This is a genomic window from Agromyces sp. NPDC055520, assembly GCF_053619715.1.
In genome coordinates, this window is sequence record NZ_JBSHJY010000001.1 from 251,839 (window position 1) to 276,356 (window position 24,518).

19 protein-coding genes and 1 tRNA gene are annotated in these 24,518 nt (G+C 69.5%); 13 read left to right on the forward strand and 7 right to left on the reverse strand.

The features are described 5' to 3' along the window. Nucleotides 1-14: 14 nt before the first annotated feature. The gene (locus tag ACWGST_RS01155; protein ID WP_452044802.1) at nucleotides 15-3,725 is read right to left on the reverse strand and encodes an SCO7613 C-terminal domain-containing membrane protein; all 3,711 of its coding nucleotides are present in this window, start codon (nucleotides 3,723-3,725) and stop codon (nucleotides 15-17) included. 183 nt (nucleotides 3,726-3,908) lie between these two features. Between ACWGST_RS01155 and ACWGST_RS01160 the strand changes: the two genes are divergently transcribed. From ACWGST_RS01160 to ACWGST_RS01190, 7 genes are all read left to right on the forward strand, one after another. After that, a tRNA-Pro gene (locus ACWGST_RS01160) sits at nucleotides 3,909-3,982 on the forward strand. A gap of 49 nt (nucleotides 3,983-4,031) precedes the next feature. After that, nucleotides 4,032-5,504 (forward strand): trigger factor, encoded by a 1,473-nt coding sequence (gene tig, locus ACWGST_RS01165; protein WP_452044803.1) that lies wholly within the window; start codon nucleotides 4,032-4,034, stop codon nucleotides 5,502-5,504. Nucleotides 5,505-5,626: 122 nt separating this feature from the next. Then, nucleotides 5,627-5,785: a tetratricopeptide repeat protein gene (locus tag ACWGST_RS01170; RefSeq protein ID WP_452044895.1), complete on the forward strand. Its 159-nt coding sequence runs from the start codon at nucleotides 5,627-5,629 to the stop codon at nucleotides 5,783-5,785. A 73-nt stretch (nucleotides 5,786-5,858) separates the two neighbouring features. After that, entirely contained in the window at nucleotides 5,859-6,446 is a 588-nt protein-coding gene (locus tag ACWGST_RS01175) for an ATP-dependent Clp protease proteolytic subunit (protein ID WP_452044804.1), read from the forward strand. Between the two features lie 27 nt (nucleotides 6,447-6,473). Beyond that, nucleotides 6,474-7,142 (forward strand): ATP-dependent Clp protease proteolytic subunit, encoded by a 669-nt coding sequence (locus ACWGST_RS01180; protein WP_452044805.1) that lies wholly within the window; start codon nucleotides 6,474-6,476, stop codon nucleotides 7,140-7,142. 222 nt (nucleotides 7,143-7,364) lie between these two features. After that, the gene (clpX, locus tag ACWGST_RS01185; RefSeq protein ID WP_452044806.1) at nucleotides 7,365-8,642 is read left to right on the forward strand and encodes an ATP-dependent Clp protease ATP-binding subunit ClpX; all 1,278 of its coding nucleotides are present in this window, start codon (nucleotides 7,365-7,367) and stop codon (nucleotides 8,640-8,642) included. 24 nt (nucleotides 8,643-8,666) lie between these two features. Next, nucleotides 8,667-9,890 (forward strand): benzoate/H(+) symporter BenE family transporter, encoded by a 1,224-nt coding sequence (locus tag ACWGST_RS01190; protein ID WP_452044896.1) that lies wholly within the window; start codon nucleotides 8,667-8,669, stop codon nucleotides 9,888-9,890. A 51-nt stretch (nucleotides 9,891-9,941) separates the two neighbouring features. Here ACWGST_RS01190 and sepH read toward each other — a convergent pair whose 3' ends face one another. Beyond that, a complete protein-coding gene (gene sepH, locus ACWGST_RS01195) occupies nucleotides 9,942-11,015 on the reverse strand; it encodes a septation protein SepH (protein ID WP_452044807.1) in 1,074 nt (357 codons plus the stop codon). A 195-nt stretch (nucleotides 11,016-11,210) separates the two neighbouring features. On the opposite strand from sepH, the gene ACWGST_RS01200 reads away from it, so the two are divergent. Beyond that, nucleotides 11,211-11,504, forward strand: a complete 294-nt coding sequence (locus ACWGST_RS01200) for a DUF4193 domain-containing protein (RefSeq protein ID WP_056009399.1) — start codon at nucleotides 11,211-11,213, stop codon at nucleotides 11,502-11,504. Here ACWGST_RS01200 and ACWGST_RS01205 read toward each other — a convergent pair. Next, nucleotides 11,501-11,965, reverse strand: a complete 465-nt coding sequence (locus tag ACWGST_RS01205; RefSeq protein ID WP_452044808.1) for a DUF3093 domain-containing protein — start codon at nucleotides 11,963-11,965, stop codon at nucleotides 11,501-11,503. The genes ACWGST_RS01200 and ACWGST_RS01205 overlap by 4 nt on opposite strands. 38 nt (nucleotides 11,966-12,003) lie before the next feature. Here ACWGST_RS01205 and dut point away from each other — a divergent pair, with 38 nt between their 5' ends. From dut to dxs, 5 genes are all read left to right on the forward strand, one after another. Beyond that, the gene (gene dut, locus ACWGST_RS01210) at nucleotides 12,004-12,462 is read left to right on the forward strand and encodes a dUTP diphosphatase (RefSeq protein WP_452044809.1); all 459 of its coding nucleotides are present in this window, start codon (nucleotides 12,004-12,006) and stop codon (nucleotides 12,460-12,462) included. Further along, on the forward strand, nucleotides 12,459-13,079 hold the full coding sequence (locus ACWGST_RS01215; protein ID WP_452044810.1) for a DUF3710 domain-containing protein: 621 nt from the start codon (nucleotides 12,459-12,461) through the stop codon (nucleotides 13,077-13,079). The genes dut and ACWGST_RS01215 overlap by 4 nt, the downstream gene beginning before the upstream one ends. Nucleotides 13,080-13,084: 5 nt before the next feature. After that, the gene (locus ACWGST_RS01220) at nucleotides 13,085-13,915 is read left to right on the forward strand and encodes a DUF3159 domain-containing protein (RefSeq protein ID WP_452044811.1); all 831 of its coding nucleotides are present in this window, start codon (nucleotides 13,085-13,087) and stop codon (nucleotides 13,913-13,915) included. Nucleotides 13,916-14,071: 156 nt separating this feature from the next. Continuing rightward, nucleotides 14,072-16,882 (forward strand): aconitate hydratase AcnA, encoded by a 2,811-nt coding sequence (gene acnA / locus ACWGST_RS01225; protein WP_452044812.1) that lies wholly within the window; start codon nucleotides 14,072-14,074, stop codon nucleotides 16,880-16,882. A 150-nt stretch (nucleotides 16,883-17,032) separates the two neighbouring features. After that, nucleotides 17,033-18,988, forward strand: coding sequence for a 1-deoxy-D-xylulose-5-phosphate synthase (gene dxs / locus ACWGST_RS01230; RefSeq protein WP_452044813.1), 1,956 nt, complete (start codon nucleotides 17,033-17,035; stop codon nucleotides 18,986-18,988). 259 nt (nucleotides 18,989-19,247) lie between these two features. Here the strand turns inward: dxs and ACWGST_RS01235 are convergent, their stop codons facing one another. From ACWGST_RS01235 to ACWGST_RS01250, 4 genes are all read right to left on the reverse strand, one after another. Further along, complete coding sequence (locus tag ACWGST_RS01235; protein ID WP_452044814.1) at nucleotides 19,248-21,386, reverse strand: 3-hydroxyacyl-CoA dehydrogenase NAD-binding domain-containing protein; 2,139 nt, start codon at nucleotides 21,384-21,386, stop codon at nucleotides 19,248-19,250. Then, complete coding sequence (locus ACWGST_RS01240) at nucleotides 21,383-22,591, reverse strand: thiolase family protein (protein WP_452044815.1); 1,209 nt, start codon at nucleotides 22,589-22,591, stop codon at nucleotides 21,383-21,385. The genes ACWGST_RS01235 and ACWGST_RS01240 overlap by 4 nt, the downstream gene beginning before the upstream one ends. Nucleotides 22,592-22,666: 75 nt before the next feature. Then, the gene (locus ACWGST_RS01245; RefSeq protein ID WP_452044816.1) at nucleotides 22,667-23,863 is read right to left on the reverse strand and encodes a ribonuclease D; all 1,197 of its coding nucleotides are present in this window, start codon (nucleotides 23,861-23,863) and stop codon (nucleotides 22,667-22,669) included. Beyond that, nucleotides 23,856-24,443: a DUF3000 domain-containing protein gene (locus tag ACWGST_RS01250; protein WP_452044817.1), complete on the reverse strand. Its 588-nt coding sequence runs from the start codon at nucleotides 24,441-24,443 to the stop codon at nucleotides 23,856-23,858. Before ACWGST_RS01250 ends, ACWGST_RS01245 begins: the two co-directional genes overlap by 8 nt. Nucleotides 24,444-24,518 lie beyond the last annotated feature (75 nt).

A 24,518-nucleotide genomic window follows, 5' to 3' on the forward strand; every position in this document is an offset into this window, starting at 1 on the left:
CGCCGGATCGAGCCCTACCGCAGCGCCGCGATCGACCGGATCGTGCCGCGCGCGAGCCGCAGCTGCCGCTCATACGTCGCGGCGAGCACGACGAGCAGCACCCCGGCGACGCCGAGCCACAGCCACCACCAGTCGGCGTCGTAGAGCGCCGTGATCCACGGCCAGAGCTGCACGAGTGCGTGCGCGAGCAGCACCGCGCCTCCGAGTAGCAGAGGCGCTTGCAGTCGCCGCGTCGCACCGACGGCGACGGCGACGACCGCGACCATCCCGAGCGTCACGATGCGCCAGAGCTCCGGATCGGTGAAGTCGGCCGCGAGCGGCGGAACGAGCAGCACGGCGAGCCCCGGCCCGAGCGCGGGCCAGCTGCCGAGCTCGGGGGAGCGCCGCATGCGGAACACGCCTGCGCCGAGCAGCGCGACGCCGAGCGAGGCCGTGACGAGGTCGAACGGGTCGACGTGTCCCGACGCGAGTGCGATAGTGCCGCCGACGGCGAGCACGCCGAGCGTCGTCCACCCGACCCCCGCACCCGCGATCGGTCGCGCGGTCGTCGCGGCACTCGCGATGTGCACCAGCGCGAGCGCCGGGAACAGCACGGCCGCGCGCACCAGCGGCGCGTCGTCAGAGACGATCGCGACGAGCGTCGGCACCGCTGCGAAGGCGATGGATGCCGCGAGCAGCACCTCCGCCGGCCAGGCTGGTCGTGACGCGGTGCGGGCCCAGATCAGGGCGATCGCGGCGCCTGCCACGAGTGCGATGAGCGGCCAGAACTCGGTGAAGAGCACGCTGTCGCCCGCGACTGCGCCCGAGGCGACGTCGCCCGCGACCGCGCCCGAGGCGACGGCCGAACCACGCACGAGCGCGGCGCCCGTGAATGCGACCCACCCGGTCAGCACTCCGAGGAGCCGCACGGGCACTCCGCGCGCGATCTCGGGCAGGAACGACGCGGCGATCGCGAGGACGAGGCCGATGGCGACGAGCATGAGGGTGCGCAGCTCGGAGTCGCCCGCCATGCCGACGCTGGGCAGCACCGCGACGGCAGCCGCCGACCCGAACAACGCCGTGCGGCCGTCGGCGGCACGCGCGCCACCTCGAGCACCCGTGCCGGCCGTGCCGGCCGTGCCGGCCGTGCCGGCCGTGCACCGCCAGGTGATGAGCCCGCCCGTCACGGCGAGGGCCGCGGCGAGCGGCAGGGTGTACGCCTCGACATCGTCGACCCCGTCGCCCGAGAGCCGGGTCCACACGGTCGCGACGCCGAGCCCGAGACTCACCCAGCTCAGATGCCGCAGCGGCCGATCGCCGCCGATCGGGTCGCCGTCGAGTGCCGCGATCACGAGCGGTACCGGGGTGAGCAGCAGCAGGACGAGCCATGGCTCCGCGACGGAGAAGGGGCCCGAGAGACCCGAGACGAGCGCAGTCAGGCCGATCAGCCCGACGGCCATGGCCCAGACAGCTCGGGTCGGATCCGCGCGTGGCGGCACGACGTGCGCGAGAGCCGCGGCGAGCAGGGCGGCGCCGGCGAGGCCGATGCCGATGAACTCGGGGCCGAACACGAGATCGACGACCACAGCCGAGCCGAACGCGAGGGCGATGGGCGCCACGGCTGCGAACGCGACGCGAAGAGCCGTGGGCGTGCCGAGGCGGAGCCACAGCACTCCCGCGGCGACGAAGAGCGCCGCGGGCAGCCAGCGCAACGAGGCATCCGCTTCGAATGCGAGCCCGAAGATCGAGACGACGGATGCCGCGAACAGCGGAACCACGGCGGCCAGGCGATCGACCGCACTGCCGACGCCAACGAACACGGCGGCGACGAGCAGCGCCGCGGCGACGGTGGCGAGCCACATCCACGGCGACGACCACGCGGCGACGAGCGGGGAGAACCCTGCCTCGACCCAGAGCGGAATGGAGAAGACCGCACTCGCGACGAGCGTCGAGGCGATCGCGAGATGGGCGGCGCCGATCGCCGGAGCCGTCGTGGCGGGCCAGACCCGAACAGCGAGCACGCGCCCGGCGACGGTCAGCACGATCACGAGCGCCACCGCCCACGGCCACACCGGCGAACTCGAGTACCCGACCCACCAGGCGAGGCCGGAACTCGCGACACCCGCGGCGGCGAGCACCGTGAGCAGGCCAGGGATCGCGAGACGGCGCGTGGCGATGGCGAGCGCGGCCGCGGCGAGCACGAGCAGCACTGCAGCGGCGATGCCCGGGCCAGGGGAGACCGCGGCAGCGGTGATGCCGCCCGCGAACGCCGCTCCGGCGGGGATCGCGGCGAGCGCTCGGCCGCGGCGCAGCAGCATCGTCACGACGAGCGCGCCGGCCGAGACGACGAACGGCACGAGCACGACCGCGAGGTCGTGGTCGGGCGCGGCCGACGACAGCGGCTGTGCGACGTCGAGACCCCACGGCGGCACGCTGGCCGCGAGCCGCGACCCGATCGCACCGAGGCCGAGGAACGCGCCGGGAACTGCGGAACCGCCGGCGACGAGCACCGCGGCCATGCCCGCCGCGAACGCATCGCGTGCCGGGGAGCCCTGCAGTCGCGTGCCCACGGCGAGCACGCTCGCGACGAGGCCGGCGGCCGCCGGCGCGAGCCACAGCGAGGGCTCGTCCGCGAGCTCGCGGAAGATCGCCGCGGACGGGGCGAGCGCGAGCGCCAGCCCGAACGCCGGTGCCGCGATCTGCCCCCAGGCCGGCGCCATCGCGCGCCGTCTGCGCACCGCGACGAGCGCGATGAGCCAGGCGGCGGCGACCGCGAGATACTCCCACAGTTGGCTCCAGGCGACCTCGGGCACCGCCCAGTACGCCGGCAGGAAGGCGAGGGCTGCGGCGAAGAAGCCCGCCGCCATCACGATCACGCGCTCGACCATGGCCGGCAGCAGCACCGCGACGGAGCCGAGCAGCGAGACGGCGAGCAGCCCCACCAGGAACGGCGTGCTGAGCTGATCGTCGGGGGCGGCCTCGCTCGCGAGGAGGAACACGCCGACCGGTGCGAGCACGGCAGCGGCGAACCCGGTGACGCGGATGCCGCTCGCCGCGCGCACGCCGACGAGCGCGACGGCGACGATGAGCAGTGCGCCGCCGGTGTACGCGGCGCTCTCGATCGCGTCGGTGCCGAACAGCGCGTTGGCACGCACGATCCAGACGTCGAGCAGCAACAGCACGATGGCGACGGATGCCACGCCCTCCGCCGTTCCCGGAAGGCGGCGCGCCCGAAGCAGCCAGGCGACGCCGAGCACGGCGACGCTCGCGACGGCGATGATGACCGAGCGCACCTCGAGGCTCGCGACGAGGTAGGCGACGAAGAGGAAGACGATCGCCGTGATCGAGATGAGCACGACGCCGAGCGTCAGGAGCAGCACCTGCACGCCCGAGCGACCGGATGGCGGGGCGGCCGGTGTCGGGGCGACCGGCGCCGGGGCGGCGGGTGTCGGGGCGGCCGGTGTCGCAACCGCTGCCGCGCCCGTTGCGACAGCTCGGACTCGTACCGCCTGCGCCGCGCGCAGGCTCGTGATGAGCGATTGCCGCGCGACCTCGTCGTCGAACACCCGGCGACCGGCGCCGAGGAGCCCGGCGGCCGCCGGCACCGACAGGTCGAGACCGCAGCCGGCGCACACCGCCGAACCGAGCACGCTGAAGCACGCCGGGCAGAGCGTCGTGTCGATGAGGTGCGCGGGGGAGGCGGGCCAGCGTCGCAGGTCGCGGCGATCGGCGGGGTGCTCGGTCATGGCGACACTCTGCCACGGCGAGGGTCCGGTCCGTCGAACTCGTCCACAAGCACCGGCGGGGCGACGCTCGGCGCTTGCACATCGAGTGCCCCGAGCTGTGCAGTAGACTTTCCGGGGTCCATCCGTCTGACGCATGCTTCGGCATGCCCGCGCGGCTGAATCGACGAGTTGAGAGTCGCGACTCGGGGCGTAGCTCAGCTTGGTAGAGCGCCCGCTTTGGGAGCGGGAGGTCGCAGGTTCGAATCCTGTCGCCCCGACGAGTTGCACGACTCGACACGAACTTCCACACAACAGGAGAACTTCCACATGCCGACCACTTCGGTTGAGAAGCTGAGCCCCACTCGCGCCAAGCTCACCATCTCGGTGACGCCCGAGGAGCTGAAGCCCAGCATCGCCCACGCGTACGAGCACATCGCCGAGCAGATCAACGTGCCCGGCTTCCGCAAGGGCAAGGTGCCGCCGCCCATCGTCGACCAGCGCGTCGGCAAGGGTGCCGTGCTCGAGCACGCCGTCAACGAGGGACTCGACGGCTTCTACCGCGCCGCGGTCGCCGAGCACGAGCTGCGCCCGCTCGGCCGGCCCGAGGCCGACATCGTCGAGTGGCCCAGCGACAAAGACTTCTCGGGCGAGCTGCTGCTGGCCATCGAGGTCGACGTGCGCCCCGAGATCGAACTGCCCGCCTACGACGGCCTCGAGCTCACGGTCGACTCCGTCGAGGTCGCCGACGACGAGGTCGCCGAAGAGCTCGATCGTCTGCGCAGCCGCTTCGGCACGCTCATCACGGTCGACCGCCCCGCCAAGGCCGGCGACTTCGTGACCCTCGACCTCGTCGCCAAGATCGACGACGCCGAGGTCGACACCGCGAGCGGCATCTCGTACGAGCTCGGCTCCGGCGACCTCATCGAGGGCATCGACGAGGCGCTCGACACCCTCTCGGCCGGCGAGGTCACGACCTTCGAGTCGAAGCTCCTGGGTGGCGATCACGAAGGCGAGACCGCCGAGATCACCGTCACCGTCTCTGCGGTGAAAGAGCGTGAGCTCCCCGCAGCCGACGACGACTTCGCGCAGATCGCGAGCGAGTTCGACACGCTCGCCGAGCTGACCGACAGCCTCAAAGAGCAGGTCGCCCGCAACAAGTCGTTCGGTCAGGGCAGCCAGGCCCGCGACCTCCTCGTCGACAAGCTCCTCGAGCTCGTCGAGGTTCCCGTCGCACAGGCCGTCATCGACGACGAGGTGCACCGCCACCTCGAGAACGAGAACCGCCTCGAAGACGACGAGCACCGCGCAGAGGTCGCCGAGTCGAGCGAGAAGGCGTTCAAGACGCAGATCCTGCTCGACACGATCGCCGAGGCCGAGGAGGTGCAGGTCAGCCAGGACGAACTGACTCAGTACCTCGTGCAGGGCGCAGCCCAGTACGGCATGGACCCCAACGAGTTCGTGCAGATCCTCAGCCAGAACGGCCAGATCCCCGCCATGGTCGGCGAGGTCGCGCGCAACAAGGCGCTCGCGATCGCGCTCGGCAAGGCGAAGGTGACGGATGCCGCGGGCAAGCCCGTCGACCTCTCGGAGTTCACCGCCGTGGCCGCTGCCGAGGCCGAGGCCGAGGCAGAGGTCGTCGACGAGGCTGAAGAGATCGTCGAAGAGGCCGAGGCCGCCGAGAAGCCCGCGCCGAAGAAGCGCGCGCCCAAGAAGGCCGCCGCCGCTGCTGACGAGGCCGAGGCCGCTGCCGAGAAGCCCGCGCCGAAGAAGCGCGCTGCCAAGAAGGCCGACGCCGAATAATCGAGCATCGAAACGACAGGAGGGGCCGGGCGATTCGCTCGGCCCCTCCTGCGTTCGAACCGTCGCGGGAGCACATCGAGACCAGGGGAGTGCGATGAACTCGGGCGCCCGAGGCCGGGGAGCTGTGCGACGCGGTCGTCGCGTTCCGCGCCCTCGCGCGGGTCGATGCTGGCGACGCCCGCCACGCGGCATCCGAAGCCCTCATGGCCCTCGCACCGCACCTGCAGCGGTACCGCGTGTCGCTCGCCGCATACGCTGCGGAGCTCGCGGCATCCGCCTAGGGCGAACAGCCCCGTTCGCGTGCGTTGCACCGGATAGATTCGAGTGAACGCGACAACGGAAACGGAGCGACACATGGCCGAACCGACACCAGGCACCGGTGTTTTCGATCGACTGCTGAAAGACCGCATCATCTGGCTTGGCTCCGAGGTGCGCGACGACAACGCCAACGAGATCGCGGCGAAACTGCTGCTGCTCGCCGCCGAAGATGCCAAGAAAGACATCTTCCTCTACGTCAATTCGCCCGGTGGCTCGATCACTGCCGGCATGGCGATCTACGACACGATGCAGTTCGTGCCGAATGACATCGTCACCGTCGGCATCGGCATGGCCGCTTCGATGGGCCAGCTGCTGCTCACGGCCGGCACCAAGGGCAAGCGGTACATCACGCCCAACGCCCGTGTGCTGCTGCACCAGCCGCACGGCGGCTTCGGCGGCACCGCGAGCGACATCCAGACGCAGGCGCAGCTCATCCTCGACATGAAGAAGCGGCTCGCAGAGATCACGGCGGCGCAGACCGGCAAAACCGTCGAGCAGATCAACGCCGACGGCGACCGCGACCGCTGGTTCAACGCGCAGGAGGCCCTCGAGTACGGCTTCGTCGACCACATCCGCGAGTCGGCCCTCGACGTGGCCGGCGGCGGCGGAACCGACCAGGCGTAGGCACTCGAGAGAAGAGAGAACGAGCGAATGAACATCCCCGCTTTCGGTGGTACCGCCTTCAACGGCGTCCAGGCACCGGGCTCGCGCTACATCCTGCCGAGCTTCGAGGAGCGCACGGCCTACGGCTACAAGCGTCAAGACCCCTACGCCAAGCTGTTCGAAGACCGCATCATCTTCCTCGGCGTGCAGGTCGACGACGCCTCGGCCGACGACATCATGGCGCAGCTGCTGGTGCTCGAGTCGATGGATCCCGACCGCGACATCATCCTGTACATCAACTCGCCCGGCGGCTCGTTCACGGCCATGACGGCGATCTACGACACGATGCAGTACATCCGTCCGCACATCCAGACGGTCGTGCTCGGTCAGGCGGCGTCGGCCGCAGCGGTGATCGCCGCCGCGGGCACGCCCGGCAAGCGCCTCGCGCTGCCGAACGCGCGAGTGCTGATCCACCAGCCCGCCATGGGCGAGGCGGGGCACGGTCAGGCGTCCGACATCGAGATCCAGGCCGCAGAGATCCTGCGCATGCGCGAGTGGCTCGAAGCGACGCTGTCGCGCCACTCGAACCGCTCGCCCGAGCAGGTGCACACCGACATCGACCGCGACAAGATCCTGTCGGCTGCAGAGGCGCTCGAGTACGGCCTCATCGACCAGGTGCTCACCTCGCGAAAGAGCGTGCCCGAGATCACGCGATAGGGCGCACCGCCGTGAACGAACGCGGCGGACGGTCGGCTGCATGAGAGCCGCGCCGTCCGCCGCGTTTCGTCGTCTCGGGATGCCGCGGCGCGCCCATGCCCGTCGGCCCGGGTCCGGTTCGCGACGCGCGAACAGCCGAGCGTGTCGAATCCCGCGGGCTACCCTCGATCGGCCCGATCTCGGGCTAGGCTCGGAACAGACTCGTCGACAGGGAGGGTTTCGATGGCACGCATCGGAGAGAGCGCCGACCTGCTCAAGTGCTCGTTCTGCGGAAAGAGCCAGAAGCAGGTGCAGCAGCTCATCGCCGGACCAGGCGTCTACATCTGCGATGAGTGCGTCGAGCTCTGCAACGAGATCATCGAGGAGCGCCTCGCCGAGGCCGGCGACACCGAGGCCGGCGAGTTCGAGCTGCCCAAGCCGAAAGAGATCTTCGGCTTCCTCGAGGAATACGTCATCGGCCAAGAGGCTGCGAAGAAGGCGCTCGCCGTCGCGGTCTACAACCACTACAAGCGCGTCCGCGCCCGCACGACCCTGACCTCCGCCGACGCGCGTGACGACGTCGAGCTGTCGAAGTCCAACATCCTGCTCATCGGGCCCACCGGCTGCGGCAAGACCTACCTCGCGCAGACGCTCGCGAAGCAGCTCAACGTGCCCTTCGCCGTCGCCGATGCCACCGCGCTGACCGAAGCCGGCTACGTCGGCGAAGACGTCGAGAACATCCTGTTGAAGCTCATCCAGGCCGCCGACTTCGACGTGAAGCGCGCCGAGACGGGCATCATCTACATCGACGAGGTCGACAAGATCGCCCGCAAGGCCGAGAACCCGTCGATCACGCGCGACGTCTCGGGCGAGGGCGTGCAGCAGGCGCTGCTCAAGATCCTCGAGGGCACGGTCGCCTCGGTGCCGCCGCAGGGCGGCCGCAAGCACCCCCATCAGGAGTTCATCCAGATCGACACGACGAACGTGCTGTTCATCGTGGCGGGGGCCTTCGCCGGACTCGAAGACATCATCTCGTCGCGGGCGGGCAAGCGCGGCATCGGCTTCGGCGCACCGCTGCACAACAAAGAAGACGAAGCCGACATCTTCAGCGAGGTGCTTCCCGAAGACCTCCACAAGTTCGGTCTCATCCCCGAGTTCATCGGTCGCCTTCCGGTCGTCGCGACCGTGACGCCGCTCGATCGCGAGGCGCTCATGGAGATCCTCACGGTGCCCCGCAACGCGCTCGTGCGACAGTACCAGCGCATGTTCGAGCTCGACGGCGTCGAACTCGACTTCGAAGAAGAGGCGCTGCAGGCGATCGCCGACCTCGCGGTGCTGCGCCAGACCGGCGCCCGTGGGCTTCGCGCCATCATGGAGGAGGTGCTCGGCCCGATCATGTTCGAGGTGCCGTCCTCCACCGGTGTCGCCCGCGTCGTGGTCACCAAGGCCGCCGTGCTCGACAACGCCGCACCCACGATCGTGCCGCACGCCAAGCAGCGTCGCACCGAGAAGTCCGCGTAGCCCGGTCGAGAGCGAGCGCCGCCCATCTTCCAGACCGTCGTCGCCGGCGTCATCGCGGCCATCACGGGTTTCGCGAGCTCGTTCGTACTCGTGATCGCCGGGCTGAGGGCGGTCGGTGCCACCGAGACGCAGGCCGCGTCGGGACTCTTCGCGCTCTGCATCGGCACGGGCCTGCTCTGCATCGTGGTGCCGCTCGTCACCCGCATGCCCGTCTCGTTCGCGTGGTCGACCCCCGGCGCCGCGCTCCTCGTTGCGGCAGCGGCCACCACGCAGCAGTTCGCCGCCGCGATCGGTGCGTTCATCGTCTGCGGCGTGCTCATCGTGCTCTCCGGGCTCTGGCCCGCGCTCGGACGTGCGATCACGAGCATCCCGAAGCCGATCGCGAGCGCGATGCTCGCCGGCATCCTGTTCCCGATCTGCCTGGCGCCCGTGTTCGCCGCCGTCGAGCAGCCGGCGATCGCCGTGCCCATGGTGATCGTCTGGCTGCTGCTGGCCCGCCTCGCCCCGCGCTGGGCGGTGCCCGCCGCGATGCTCGTCGCGGTCGTCGGCATCGCCGTCATCGCGGGGCCCGCGGTGCTCGAGAGCGAGGCGGTGCACCCCCAACTGCAGTTCACGGCGCCCGTCTTCGACCCGTTCGTGATCGTGAGCCTCGGTGTGCCGCTCTTCATCGTGACGATGGCCGGCCAGAACGTGCCGGGCTTCGCCGTGATGTCTACTTTCGGCTACCGTCTGGCGCCGCGACCCGTGCTCGTGGCCTCGGGCGTCGCGTCGGCGGGGGCGGCGTTCGCGGGCGCTCACGCCTTGAATCTCGCCGCCATCACCGCCGCGATCATGGCGAGCCCCGAGGCGAACCCCGATCCGCGGCGGCGATGGGTGGCCACGTTCACCTCGGGCGTCGTCTACCTCGTGCTCGGTGCCGGTGCGGGCCTCGCGGCCGCAGTCGTGCAGGCGTCGCCGCCCATCATCATCACCGCGGTCGCAGGGCTCGCGTTGCTCGGCGCCATGGTGACCTCGGTGACGGGCGCCTTCGAAGACCCCACCCAGCGCATCACCGCGATCGGCACCTTCCTCGTGACGGCCTCGGGCGTTGCGATCGCCGGCATCGGCTCGGCGTTCTGGGGGCTCGTCGTCGGTGGAGTGCTCATGCTGTGGCTCGGCCGGCCCGCGGCACGCACCGTGCAGCCCTCAGCGGCGACCGGTGACCGCACGAGCGACGACGAGCGGGATCGCGACCCCGAACCCGCCTGACGGCGACGAGCTCGCCGACGGGTGTCTGGAGACCGGGCGACGCAGCGAGCCTCAGGCGAGGTCGTCGTCGGTGCGTGCGCCGAAGACGATCTCGTCCCAGCTCGGCATCGACGCGCGGCCCTTCTTGGCACCGCCGCGAGCGCCGGGGCTCGCCGTGACGCCCTTGCCGCCCCAGATGCCGCGGGCGGCAGCGCCGGGCTTCTCTTCCGCGGCCTGCTCGGGTTCGCCTGAGTCGTGCACGGGCGTCGTGGAGGCCGCGGGGGCATGCGATCGCTCGGGCTCGCTGACGGCGGCCTCGCGTTCGCCGCGCCGACGGCGGAGGGCCTCGAGCAGATCGGCCGTCTCGCCGAGTGATTGCTTCGGTTCGTCGGCTCGCTTGATCGCGGCCCGCGCGACGGCCGGGCTCGACGCCTGGGGCGTCCGTGCATACGGCAGCGGCTCGAGGTGTGGTTGCGTGTCGAAGTCGCCGTGCTCGGCGGGCTCCTCGAACGTGAAGGCGCCGCTGTCGAAGCGCGACTCCTCCGATTCGGGGCCGACGGCGCGCAGGCGGGGGATGAGCCCGCCCTTCATCTCGCCCTGTTGCGAGAGCGTGATCGCCTCGGAGTTCAGCGGCTGCAGCGACTGCTTGCGGGGCTCGAAGCTCCAGCGCGCGTCGTGGTCGATGGTCTCGGCGGTGAACTCAAGCTTGACCATCCAGCCGCGCTCTTCGTCCTTCCAACTCGCCCATCGTTCGCCGTGGGCGCCGAGCTGCGCGAGTCGCTCGCGGATGACGCCGCCGAACGAGGGCTGCTCATCGGCGGGATCGGACTCCGCCGTCACGTGCACGGGCACGGCGAGCGCCGACGTGACCATGTGTTCGCGCTCGGCGAGCACGGGCCCCTCGAAGCGGCGGATGTAGTCGATCGAGGCTCCAGTGACCTGGGCGACCTCTTCGGCCGACATTCCTGCACGGATGTGCGCCTGCACCTCGCGGGGCGAGGGTTTGGGGCCGGTGTGCTGCTCGGGTTGCGCCTGACGGATGCGGGATTGCAGCACCTCGTCGATCTCGATCCGGAAGCGTGCTCCATCGTCGGAGGCGGCGAGCAACGCGCCGTTCTCGACTCCGATTACCTTGAGTTCCTGCATCGCGACAAGCCCTTCCGTGCTTTCGTCTCCGCCCAAGGATGCCACGTCCGGATGGGTGCTCGTGGGAATAGCGCGGGCGCGCCGGAAGTTGAGCACGATGCAGCTGGGGAAACGCTGCGAAAGTGGTTTGCTTACGCCACCGATTTGATGCAGACTATGCCCGCCGAATCATCGGCGATGAAGAAATGGATGGGAATGGCAACGGATTACGACGCACCGAGGAAGACCGAAGACGACTCAGAGTCGATCGAGGCCCTCAAGGAGCGCGTCCCCGACAAGATGTCGGGCGTAGTGGATGTCGACGACGCCGATAACCCCGGCGGGTTCGACCTCGCTGGTGCCGATCTCTCCGACGTCGAACTCGACGTCGTGGTGCTCCCGCCGCAAGCCGACGAATTCACCTGCGTGAACTGCTTCCTCGTGAAGCACCGCTCGCAGATGGACCACGAGACGAAGCTCGGACCGATCTGCTTGGAGTGCGCGTCCTAGACGCTCGGCTCGGTACCTTCAGGCCGTCGCGATCCATTGATCGCGGCGGCCAGTTCTTTCGGATGACGCGTCGAGACGAGCCAGTACGGCGTGGGATCCGACGGATCGGTGATCGGTACCCGCACGACGGGCGTCACCCAGCCGCGGATGACGAGGAAGGCCCGGGCGTCGAGACCCGTGCCGCGTTCAGCGCGAGCCGCGGCATCCGTCGCCCCGACCGCGGTGCCGGTGTCTGCGAGCGCGATCGTGGCGCGACCGGCCCGCAACCGGCCGCCCGCCACCTCGATGACGGGAGCGGTGACGCTCAGTGCGGCGACCGTGGCGCCGTAGAGGATGACGCCGGTGGCGATGCCGGCCGGCATCGAGACGGGCGCCAGCACGAGGATGCTGGAGGGGACGAGCAGCAGGCTTGCGATGTAGATCCATGGCGTCGGCCAGAGTTTCTCGCGGTAGTCGGGCATGGCTCTATTCGACCAGACTTCTGCACTACCCTCGAACAGTGACCGATTCCGTCGATGTGCTGATCACCGCAGAGCGCGTGCCGAGCTATGCCCATCCGGGCGACGCGGGCGCCGATCTCCACGCTTCCGAGGCCGTCGTGCTCGGCCCCGGCGAGCGGGCCACGGTGGGCACCGGCGTCTCGATCGCCCTGCCAGAGGGCTTCGTCGCCTTCGTGGTGCCCCGGTCGGGTCTGGCCTTCAAGCACGGCATCACGATCGTCAATGCGCCCGGCACCGTCGACGCCGGCTACCGCGGCGAGATCAAGGTCGCGCTGCTCAACACCGACGCGCGCGAGTCGCATGCGATCGAGGTCGGCGATCGCATCGCCCAGATCGTCGTGATGCCGGTGAGCCGGGCCCGGTTCGTCGAGGTCGAGCAGCTGCCCGGCAGCCTGCGCGGCGAGGGGGGATTCGGTTCCACGGGATTCGGGGAGCACAAGCAAGGAGTGAACGCGTGAGCGACATCGAAATCGGCGGCGAGCTGCCCGTCGAACAGCCCAAGTCGGCCCCCGAAGACCGCGCAGAGGCGGGTCCCTTCGACGAGGCCGAGGCGAACCCGGTTCGCCCCTACGTCGACCTCGGCGGCGTGAAGGTGCTGCCGCGCGAGGGCCTGCACCTGCGTCTCGAGGTCGAAGAGGGCACCAAGCGCGTCGTGGCGATCGGCCTCGACTATGCGAACTCGACGCTGCAGGTGCAGCCGTTCGCGGCCCCGCGTTCGAGTGGGCTGTGGCATGAGATCCGTGCGCAGATCGCCGACCAGATCGCCCGCCAGGGCGGCTCGACGACCGTGCGCGAAGGTTCGTTCGGCCCAGAACTGCTCGCGCAGATCCCCGTCGCGGCGGGCGAGGGTCAGCAGGGTCAGATGCGACTCGCCCGCTTCGTCGGCGTCGACGGGCCGCGCTGGTTCCTCCGCGGTGTCATCGCGGGTGAGGCGGCGGTCGATCCCACCGCCGCAGCGAAGGTCGAAGACCTCTTCCGATCGATCGTCGTGGTGCGCGGCACCACGCCGATGCCGCCGCGCGATCTCATCCCGCTGCGCATGCCGGCGTCCTCCGCCGGCGCCCCCACGGTGTGACCGAGATGACGGATCCGTCGGGTTCGCCGCGCCCAGACGAGGGTGAGCGAGCGGATGCCGCGGCGGAACGTCGGCCCGACGGCGTCGACGCGACCGAAGCAGGCGACGCGCCCGGGGTCGACGCGCCCGGCGAGTTCGGCCGGCAGTTCGCCGCCGCCGCCGAGAAGAGCGGCCTCGGCGCGCTCGCGCGCGAAGAGAAGCTGAGCGGCCGCGACCTGCTGACCGCGGTCGGGGGTGTGCGCGGCATCCTCGAGGCGCTGCTTCCCGGGCTCGTGTTCCTCCTCGTCTACAGCGGTCTCACGAGTTTCGCCGGTCAGGACCCGCAGGCTGCGCTCGTACCTGCGCTCGTGGCATCCATCGGCCTCGCCGTGCTCTTCACGCTCGCTCGTCTCGTGGCCAAGGGGCAGCCGACGCAGGCCATCGCCGGCCTGATCGGCGTGCTCGCCTCGGCGGCGCTCGCCCTCTGGTCGGGCGATGCTCGCGACAACTACGTGCTCGGGTTCTTCACGAACGCCGGGTACGCGCTCGCACTGACGGTCTCGCTCGTCGTGCGGTGGCCGGCCATCGGGCTGATCGTGGGCTTCCTCATGGGAGACGGCCTCGCGTGGAAGCAGGACAAGCGCAAGTACCGCGCGGCGCAGTTCCTCACCATCGTCTGGATCGGCCTCTTCGTCGCGCGACTGGCGGTGCAGCTGCCCTTCTACCTCGCCGACAACGTCGAGGCGCTCGGCGCCATGCGCCTGCTCATGGGTCTGCCGCTCTATGCGCTCGTGCTGATCTTCTCCTGGCTCGTCGTGCGGGCCGTCTACCCGTCATCCGCTCGCACCGCCGAGTGATAGAGTTATCTCGACGTCAAGATAAATCAGCACACCGTGCGAGGCCTGTCGGCTGGCAAGCGGCTTAGGTTACCCTTGCTGGAACAGCCCCATGTCTGACGGAGAAGATGGAGTGCCGTCGGCATGTCCGGCGGCATCCGTGAAGGAGAGGACATCGTGTCTGCAGTGAACAGTTTCGGGGCGAAGGACACGCTCCGCGTCGGTGAAGAGTCGTACGAGATCTTCCGACTCGACACCGTGCCGGGGCATGAGAAGCTCCCGTTCAGCCTCAAGGTGCTGCTCGAGAACCTCCTGCGCACCGAAGACGGCAAGAACGTCACCAAAGAGCAGATCGAGGCCCTCGGTTCGTGGGTGCCGACGGCTGAGCCCGACACCGAGATCCAGTTCACGCCCGCGCGCGTGATCATGCAGGACTTCACCGGCGTGCCCTGCATCGTCGATCTCGCCACCATGCGCGAGGCGGTCGTCGGCCTCGGCGGCGACCCCAACAAGATCAACCCGCTCGCGCCGGCCGAGATGGTCATCGACCACTCGGTGATCGCCGACCTCTTCGGCACCGAGAACGCACTCGAGCGCAACGTCGAGATCGAGTACGAGCGCAACGGCGAGCGCTACCAGTTCCTCCGCTGGGGCCAGACGGCCTTCGACGACTTCAAGGTCGTGCCGCCGGGCACCGGCATCGTGCACCAGGTCAACATCGAGCACCTCGCGAAGGTCACGTTCACCCGCACCGTCGACGGCGTGCTGCGCGCCTACCCTGACACTTGCGTCGGCACCGACTCGCACACCACGATGGTCAACGGCCTCGGCGTGCTCGGCTGGGGCGTCGGCGGCATCGAGGCAGAGGCCGCCATGCTCGGCCAGCCCGTGTCGATGCTCATCCCCAAGGTCGTCGGGTTCAAGCTCTCGGGCGAGATTCCCACGGGCGTCACCGCGACCGACGTCGTGCTCACGATCACCGACATGCTGCGCAAGCACGGCGTCGTCGGCAAGTTCGTCGAGTTCTACGGGTCCGGTGTGGCCTCCGTGCCGCTCGCCAACCGCGCGACCATCGGCAACATGAGCCCCGAGTTCGGCTCGACCGCCGCGATGTTCCCCATCGACGACGTGACGATCGACTACCTGCGTCTCACGGGCCGCAGCGACGAGCAGCTCGCCCTCGTCGAGGCGTACTCGAAGGTGCAGAAGCTCTGGCACGACGCCGACACCGAGCCCGAGTTCAGCGAGTACATCGAGCTCGACCTCTCGACCGTCGTTCCGTCGATCGCCGGCCCGAAGCGCCCGCAAGACCGCATCGAGCTCTCCGAGTCCAAGAGCGCCTTCGAGAAAGACCTGCTGAACTACGCGACGGTCGACCACGATCTCGTCGACCTCGAGGGCGCCGAGTCGTTCCCGGCCTCCGACCCGCCCGGCAACTCGCCCGAAGACGAGTACAGCCACCACGAGCACCACCACAAGAGCCACGCCCCGGCATCGGCGTCGAAGCCGACCGACGTCACGCTCGGCACCGGTGAGACCTTCGTGCTCGACCACGGCGCGGTCGCGATCGCCGCGATCACCTCGTGCACCAACACGTCGAACCCCTCGGTCATGCTCGCCGCGGGCCTCCTCGCCCGCAACGCGGCGAAGAAGGGCCTGAAGGCCAAGCCGTGGGTCAAGACCACCCTCGCGCCCGGCTCGAAGGTCGTCACCGACTACTACGAGAAGGCCGGCCTCACCGACGACCTCGAAGCGCTCGGCTTCTACACCGTCGGCTACGGCTGCACCACCTGCATCGGCAACTCGGGCCCGCTGCTCGACGAGATCTCGGCGGCCGTCAACGAGCAAGACCTGGCGGTCACCGCGGTGCTCTCGGGCAACCGCAACTTCGAGGGCCGCATCAACCCCGACGTCAAGATGAACTACCTCGCGAGCCCGCCGCTCGTCATCGCGTACGCCCTCGCGGGTTCGATGAACTTCGACTTCGAGGTCGACTCGCTCGGCACCGACACCGAGGGCAACGAGGTCTTCCTGAAAGACATCTGGCCCGACGCCGCCGAGGTGCAGCACACGATCGACACCTCGATCGACAAGGACATGTTCGTCACGCAGTATGCGAGCGTGTTCGAGGGCGACGACCGCTGGCGCAACCTCGAGACCCCGACGGGCGCCATCTTCGAGTGGGACGACGAGTCGACGTACGTGCGCAAGCCCCCGTACTTCGACGGCATGACGATGGAGACGACCCCGGTTGCCGACATCGTCGGCGCCCGCGTGCTCGCCAAGCTCGGTGACTCGGTCACGACCGACCACATCAGTCCGGCCGGTTCGATCAAGGCCGACAGCCCGGCAGGTCACTACCTGACCGAGCACGGGGTCGATCGCAAGGACTTCAACTCCTACGGCTCGCGCCGCGGCAACCACGAGATCATGATCCGCGGCACGTTCGCGAACATCCGGCTGAAGAACCAGCTCCTCGACGGGGTCGAGGGCGGGTACACGCGTGACTTCACCAAGGCCGATGCGCCCCAGTCGTTCATCTACGACGCGAGCCAGAACTACCAGGCTCAGGGCACCCCGCTCGTCATCTTCGGCGGCAAGGAGTACGGCTCGGGTTCGTCGCGCGACTGGGCGGCCAAGGGCACGAGCCTGCTCGGCGTCAAGGCGGTCATCACCGAGAGCTTCGAGCGCATCCACCGCTCGAACCTCATCGGCATGGGCGTCGTGCCGCTGCAGTTCCCCGCAGGCGAGAGCTGGGCGTCGCTCGGCCTCGACGGCACCGAGGTCGTGTCGATCTCGGGCCTCGAGCAGCTGAACGAGGGCGTCACGCCGAAGACCGTGCACGTCGTCGCCGCGCCGAGCGAGCACTCGGCTCCCGGCAAGGCGACGGTCGAGTTCGACGCGGTCGTGCGCATCGACACGCCGGGCGAAGCCGACTACTACCGCAACGGCGGCATTCTGCAGTACGTACTGCGTTCGCTCGTCTGAGCGCTCGCACTGAGATCCTGGGGGCGGTCGGCTGCGTGCCGGCCGCCCCCTTCTCTGCCCGGCTTCCCGCACTGCCGGGCTTCGCATGAAGCCCGGCGTAGACTCGTTTTCGATCGGCGGCAGCGCCCGCGACCATCCGGAGGCAATTGCATGACCCTGCTCGAGACCATTTCGGGACCCCGGGATCTCGATGTGCTGAGCCCCGCACAGCTCGAGCAGCTGGCGCGCGAGATCCGCGAATACCTCGTGGAGTCCGTCTCGAAGACGGGCGGGCACCTCGGCCCGAACCTCGGCGTCGTCGAACTGACCATCGCGATCCACCGCGTCTTCGAGTCGCCGCGCGACGCGATCGTCTTCGACACCGGGCACCAGTCGTACGTGCACAAGCTGTTGACCGGTCGCCGCGATCTCTCGACGATCCGCAAGACCGGCGGCCTCGCCGGGTACCCGCAACGCTCCGAGTCCGAGCACGACATCGTCGAGAGCTCGCATGCGTCGAGTTCGCTGTCATGGGCCGACGGCATCTCGAAGGCCTTCGAGATGACCGGTCAGAACGACCGGCACGTCGTCGCCGTGGTCGGCGACGGTGCACTCACCGGCGGCATGACGTGGGAGGCGCTCAACAACATCTCCGACGACAACACGCGCAACCTCGTCGTCGTGGTCAACGACAACGGCCGCTCCTACGCTCCCACGATCGGCGGCATGGCGCGGTTCCTCAACACCGTGCGCACGAAGCAGGGTTATCGCAACCTGCACCTGTCGAGCCGTCGGGCCTTCGATCGCATGGGCGGGCCGGCCAGGGCCCTCTATCGCGGCGTCCGCGGTGGCCTGCACGGGTTCCTCGCCCGCTTCACCAACAACGAGGCGCTGTACTCGAACCTCGACATCAAGTACATCGGTCCGGTCGACGGCCACGACGAGCGCGCCATGGAGGCCGCGCTGCGACAGGCCAAAGACTACGGTGCGCCCGTCATCGTGCACGCCATCACCGACAAGGGGCGTGGCTACGAGCCCGCCCGTCGCGACGTCGCCGACCAGTTCCACGCCGTCGGGCAGATCGACCCCGAGACGGGCGAGTCGCTCGAGACCGCGGCGGCGCCGTCGTGGACGAGCGTCTTCGCCGACGAGCTCATGCACCTCGCCGAGCGCGATGAGCGTCTCGTCGGCATCACCGCGGCGATGCTGCGGCCGACCGGCCTGCATCGCATGGCCGAGCGCTTTCCGAGCCGGGTGTTCGACGTCGGCATCGCGGAACAGCACGCCGCGACATCCGCCGCGGGCCTCGCATTCGGCGGCCTGCACCCGGTCGTCGCCGTCTATGCGACCTTCATCAACCGCGCCTTCGACCAGGTGCTCATGGACGTCGCGCTGCACAAGGCGGGCGTGACCTTCGTGCTCGATCGCGCCGGCGTCACCGGCCCCGACGGACCGAGCCACCACGGTGTGTGGGATCTCTCGATCCTGCAGGTGGTGCCCGGCATCCGCATCGCTGCGCCACGCGACTCGGTGCGTCTCGTGGAAGAGCTCGGCGAGGCCGTGGCCGTCGACGATGCGCCGACCGTCATCCGCTTCCCGAAGGGCACGGTCGGTGTCGACTTCGATGCGGTGCGACGCACCGACGACGGCGTCGACGTGCTCGTCGAGTCCGAGCGCAAAGACGTGCTCATCGTCACCGTCGGTCCGATGGCCGAGACCGGTCTGCAGGTCGCCGAGCGGCTCGAAGCACAGGGCATCGGTGCCACGGTCGTCGATCCGCGCTGGGTCGTGCCCGTTCCGCGCAGCGTCATCGACCTCGCCGACGAGTACCGCATCGTCGTGAGCATCGAAGACGGTGTGCGCGTGGGCGGCATCGGCACGCGCATCCGCCAAGACCTTCGCGAGGCCGGCGTCGACACGGCGGTGACCGAGCTCGGCCTGCCCGACGAGTTCCTCGACCATGGCGCGCGCAGCGACATCCTCGAGCGGGTCGGGCTCACGCCCCAGCACATCGCGCGCGATGTGACCGCGATGGTGCTCGGCTCCAAGCTGCCGCACGCGCGAGGCGCCGGCCTCGACGCCGAGGCGGGCGTCTCGACCGACACGCGCCCGCAGCCGCGCGTCTGACACCGCCCCGTCTTCGCCACAGGGTCGGAGATCACGACAACTTCGGACGCCTCAGGCGATCGCGCCCGATTTCGTGCAGATCACCGAAGTTGCGGCGGTGCGTTCGCGCGCCGTCGAAGCGAGCGGATGCCGCGTGGCCCGCGTGGGCCGACGTGCAGGACTACCCCTGCGAGCGGATGCCGCGTGGCCCCGCGGCCCGGCGGCCCGGCATGAGAACAGCCCCCGGCTCTCGCCGGGGGCCGTTCTCATCGAGCTGGGGCTACGCGCCGACGCCCGTGATCGTCGGGTGGTGGAACGTGTCGCCGAAGACGCGCTCGGACGCACCGACCCGGTCGAGGTACGGCGTCAGGCCACCCATCTGGAACGGGAAACCGGCTCCGAGCACCATGCAGAGGTCGATGTCCTCGGCTGCTGCCACGACGCCGCCGTCGAGCATGAGGCGCACCTCTCGGGCCAGACCGTCTTGCAGGGCCACGAGGATGTCGCCTGCCGAACGCGGGTTCTTGCCGCCGGCGACGAGCTTCAGGGCGCCCTTGTCGAAGCCCTTGACCTTGCCCTTGTCGTCCTTGTCGAGCAGCTTGCCGTAGTCGGCGAGCTTGTGCAGGTTCTCGCTGCGGTAGAACCGCTCGGGGAACGCGGCGTGGTGGGTATCGAGCACGTGCGCGCCGACCTTCAGGCCCACCAGGTCGAGCAGCGCCGACGGCGCCATGGGCAGGCCGAGCGGCGCGATCGCCTCGTCGACGGTCTGGAACGAGGTGCCCTCGTCGACCGCGCGCATCGCCTCGCCGAGCAGCACGGCCAGGAGCCGGTTGACGACGAAGCCGGGCGTGTCGGCCGTGATCACGGCGTTCTTGCGCAGGTTCTTCGCGGTCACCATGGCGGTCGATAGCGTCGCCTCGTCGGTGTGCGGCGTCTTCACGACCTCGATCAGCGGCATGACCGCGACCGGGGTGAAGAAGTGGAAGCCCACCAGGCGCTCGGGGTGCGCGAGCTTCGCGCCGATCTGCTCGACCGACAGCGACGAGGTGTTCGTGGCGAGCACGGCCTCGGGCGAGATGAACTGCTCCACCTCGGCGAAGACGTTCTGCTTGATCTCGAGCTCCTCGAAGACGGCCTCGATGACCCAGTCGCAGTCGGCGAAGTCGGCCTTGTCGGTGGTGCCCGTGACGAGCGCCTTCAGACGATTGGCCTCGTCGGGGGAGATGCGGCCCTTCACGAGCAACTTGTCGATCTCCTCGGCGATGTAGGCCACGCCCTTGTCGACGCGTGCCTGGTCGATGTCGGTGATCACCACGGGCACCCGCAGGCGGCGCACGAAGAGCAGGGCGAGCTGGCTCGCCATGTAGCCGGCACCGAGCACGCCGACCTTCGTGACCTTCTTGGCGATCGCCTTGTCGGGCGCGCCCGCGGGTCGCTTGGCCCGCTTCTGCACGAGGTTGAAGGCGTAGATCGAGGCCTGCAGCTGGTCGCCGACGATGAGCTCGGAGAGCACCTCGTCTTCGCGTTCGAAGCCCTCGGCCATCGTGCCGCTCTTGGCGGCCTTCATGAGCTCGAGCGCCGCGTACGGCGACTTCGGCACCGAGCCGATGCGGCTCTTCAGCATCTTCGTGGCGATCGCGATCGCGGCGTCCCACTTGACGAGACGCTCGACCTTGCCGGGCTCGTTCGGGCGCTTCACCTTGATGCGGCCCGAGACGACGCCGTCGGCCCACTTGATCGAGTCCTCGAGGAACGCGACCGAGTTGAACTTCGCGTCGGCGATGCCGAGCTCCATCACGTCGTCGGCCTTCATCGTGCGGTTCTGCTTCAACGGGTTCTCGATGACGACCTTGAGGGCGTTCTCGATGCCGATGAGGTTGGGCAGGAGGTAGGCGCCGCCCCAACCGGGGATGAGCCCGAGGAACACCTCGGGGAGGGCGACGGCGGGCACCGAGGCATCCACTGTGCGGTAGTCGGCGTTCAGCGCGATCTCGAGGCCGCCGCCGAGGGCGAGGCCGTTGATGAACACGAACGAGGGCACGCCGAGCTCTGCGGCCTTGCCGAGGGCGTAGTGGCCGAGCTGGCCCATCTTGCGCGCGGTCTCGCGGTCGGGGATCTCGGCGACCTTCGACAGGTCGGCGCCCGCTGCGAGGATGAACGGCTTGCCCGTGATGGCGACGGCGTGGATCTCGCCGGCCGAGGCGCGCGATTTCAGCTCGTCGAGGGTCTTCGCATACTCGAGCAGCGAGACCGGACCGAGCGTGTTCGGGCGCGTGTGGTCGCGGCCGTTGTCGAGCGTGACGAGGGCGAGCGTCTTGCCGCCCGAGATCGGCACGTCGCGCACGAACGAGTGCGTGACGACCTCGTCGTCGGAGAGGGCGGCGAGCGAGTCGAAGTCGATCTTCGTGTAGTCGGTCATCGGGCCGTCTTCGCCTTCTTGTCGTAGTTCGGGTTCTCCCAGACCATGGTGCCGCCCTGGCCGAGGCCGACGCACATGCTCGTGATGCCGTAGCGCACGTCGGGGCGCTCGGCGAACTGACTCGCGAGCTGGTTCATCAGGCGCACGCCCGAGGAGGCGAGGGGGTGGCCGACCGCGATGGCGCCGCCCCACGGGTTCACGCGGGGGTCGTCGTCGGCGATGCCGTAGTGGTCCATGAACGAGAGCACCTGCACCGCGAACGCCTCGTTCATCTCGAAGAGGCCGATGTCGTCGATCGAGAGGCCCGCCTTGCGCAGCGCCTTCTCAGTGGCGGGGATCGGGCCGATGCCCATGATCTCGGGGTCGACGCCCGCGAAGGCGTAGCTGACGAGCTTCATCTTCGGCGAGAGGCCGAGCTCTTTCACCGCGGCACCCGAGGCGAGGATCGCGGCGGTCGCACCGTCGTTCAGGCCAGAGGCGTTGCCGGCCGTGATGCGGCCGTGGGGGCGGAAGGGCGTCTTCAAGGCCGCGAGGCCCTCGAGCGTCGTCTCGGGGCGCATGACCTCGTCGCGCGTGGCAAGGCCCCAGCCCTCTTCGGTGCGGATGGCCACCGGCACGAGGTCTTGCTGGATCTTGCCCGCGGCGTAGGCCGCCGCCGTCTTCTGCTGGCTCGCGAGGGCGAAGCGGTCGCTGCGCTCCTTGGTGAGCTGCGGGAACCGGTCGTGGATGCGCTCGGCCGTCGCGCCCATGACGAGGGCGTCCTCGCCGACGAGGCGCTCGCTGAGGAACCGCGGGTTCGGGTCGACGCCCGAGCCCATCGGGTGGTGGCCCATGTGCTCGACGCCGCCGGCGATGGCGATGTCGTACATGCCGAAGCCGATCGAGCCCGACATCATGGCGGCGGCCGTCATGGCGCCGGCGCACATGCGGTCGATCGAGAAGCCGGGAACCGTCTTCGGGAGCCCGGCGAGGATCGCGGCCGTACGGCCGAGGGTGAGGCCCTGGTCGCCGGTCTGGGTCGTCGCGGCGATGGCGACGTCGTCGATGCGGTCCTTCGGGATGTTCGGATTGCGCTCGAGGAGCCCGACGATCGCCTTCACGACGAGGTCGTCGGCCCGGGTGTTCCAGTACATGCCCTTTTCGCCGGCTTTGCCGAACGGGGTGCGAACCCCATCGACGAAGACGACTTCAGCTTGATCAGCCACGCTGCAGCTCACTTTCGGTCAGTTGCTTCGATCCTACGAATGCCGCTGTGGAGGCGCTGTATCGCTTGACGGAACCTACGAAGCGTCGGAGGTGGCGTCCTCGAGGGATTGTGCCGCCTCCACAAATGCATCGGCGATAATCTGTGCGGTTGCGTCAATCTGCCAGGGGCGCGCGCCGAGCGCCGACAGCGCGCCGCCGATGGCCTCCGCCGTCGTCTCGGTCGGCGGCGTCCACGCCACCCGGCGCAAGTGGTCGGGCGTGAGCAGGTTCTCGACGGGCATGTTCATCTGCTCGGCGATCTCGGTCACGGCGGCCTTCGCGAGCCTGAGCCGCGCGTCGGCGTCAGGATGACGTGCAGACCAGGCCCGCGGCGGGGGAGGAGCGTCGCTCGGCACCCGGACCTGCGGCAGCTCGGTGGTCGTGAGACCGCGTTCGACGGCGCCCCACCAGCGGTCGAGCTCTGTGCGGCTGGCGCGGCCGTTGAACTCGCGCAGATCGGCGAGCGCGCGCCGGGTCGACGGGAGAGTTCGGGCGACGGCGAGCAACGAGGCATCCGGAACCAGGCGACCTGGCGCGACGTCGAGCTCGGTCGCGAGCGCGTCACGTGAGAGCCAGAGTTCGCGGGCCACCGCGAGATTGCGGGGGCTGCGCATCGCGTGGATGCCCGAGAGTCGTCGCCAGGGCTCGGCGGCCGGCGGCTTCGCGGCCCGGTGCAGCACGGCCTCGAACTCCTCGTGCGCGAGTTCGGCCTTGTGGTCTTCGTCGAGTTTGACGCCGAGCCGTTCGCGCACGTCGACGAGCAGCTCGACGTCGAGTGCCGCGTACTTCAGCCACGACTGCGGCAGGGGCCGCGTCGACCAGTCGGATGCGGAGTGCTCTTTGGCGAGCTTGATGTCGAGCAGCTCTTCGACGACCGAGGCCAGTCCGACGCGCGGCATGCCGAGCAGCCGCGCGGCGAGCTCGGTGTCGAAGATGCGCTCGGGGTCGAGACCGACCTCGCGAAGGCAGGCCAGGTCTTGGCTCGCGGCGTGCAGCACCCACTCCTCGGCGTGGATCGCGTGCTGCAGGGCCGAGAAGTCGGGGATCTGCGGCGGATCGAAGAGAAACGTGCCCGAGCCGCGCCGGTACATCTGGATCAGGTAGGCCCGCTGCGAGTAGCGGAACCCGCTCGCCCGTTCGGCGTCGACCGCGATCGGCCCCTCGCCGTCGAGAATCAGCCCGACTGCCTGTTCGAAGGCGGCCGGGGTCTCGATCACCTGGAATTCATCCACGGTTCGTCCTCCGACGGGGCAGGGGCGTCACCCCTTCTGAACGGGGCGGCAGACCTGCGAGCATGCACAACAACTCAGCCCAGCCTTCCACATGCGGGGCGATGGTCGAATCGAGCGGGGTCCACGACGCCCGCAGCTCGATCTGCGCACCGTCGCCCTGACGGGCCAGCTCGCCGAAGCCGGTCGAGAGGATCTTCGTCGCCGTGCCCGAGGCCGCGATGTACCGCGCATTCCGGGCGTCGAGGGCGTCGACGAGCCACGACCACGCGACGTCGGCGAGAAACGGGTCGAGGCCGATGTCGGTCTCGAGCGGCGCCTGGGCGAAGCACACGACCCGGAAGCGGCCGCCCCACGCCTCGGGTTCGCTCTCGTCGTGCAGCAGCACGAATCGGCCGGTGCCGAGTTCGGAGTCGTCATGACGGCTGGGCGTGACGTCGGCCGAGAGCGCGACCGCGTTCGGGGCGAGCGAGCCCGGGGCGGGAATCTCCGAGATGCGCAGCTCCGTCCTCGGAGCGGCGGCCCTCAGCGATGCGAGGGCGGCCTCGAACTCGGGGGGGAGCGGGGGCGCTGAGTCGGGCACGAGTGCAGACTAGAGTCTCGACTACCGGGGGAGTCGGCGGCACGCCGCGCCGCCGGTATACGGGCTCTGCTTCGA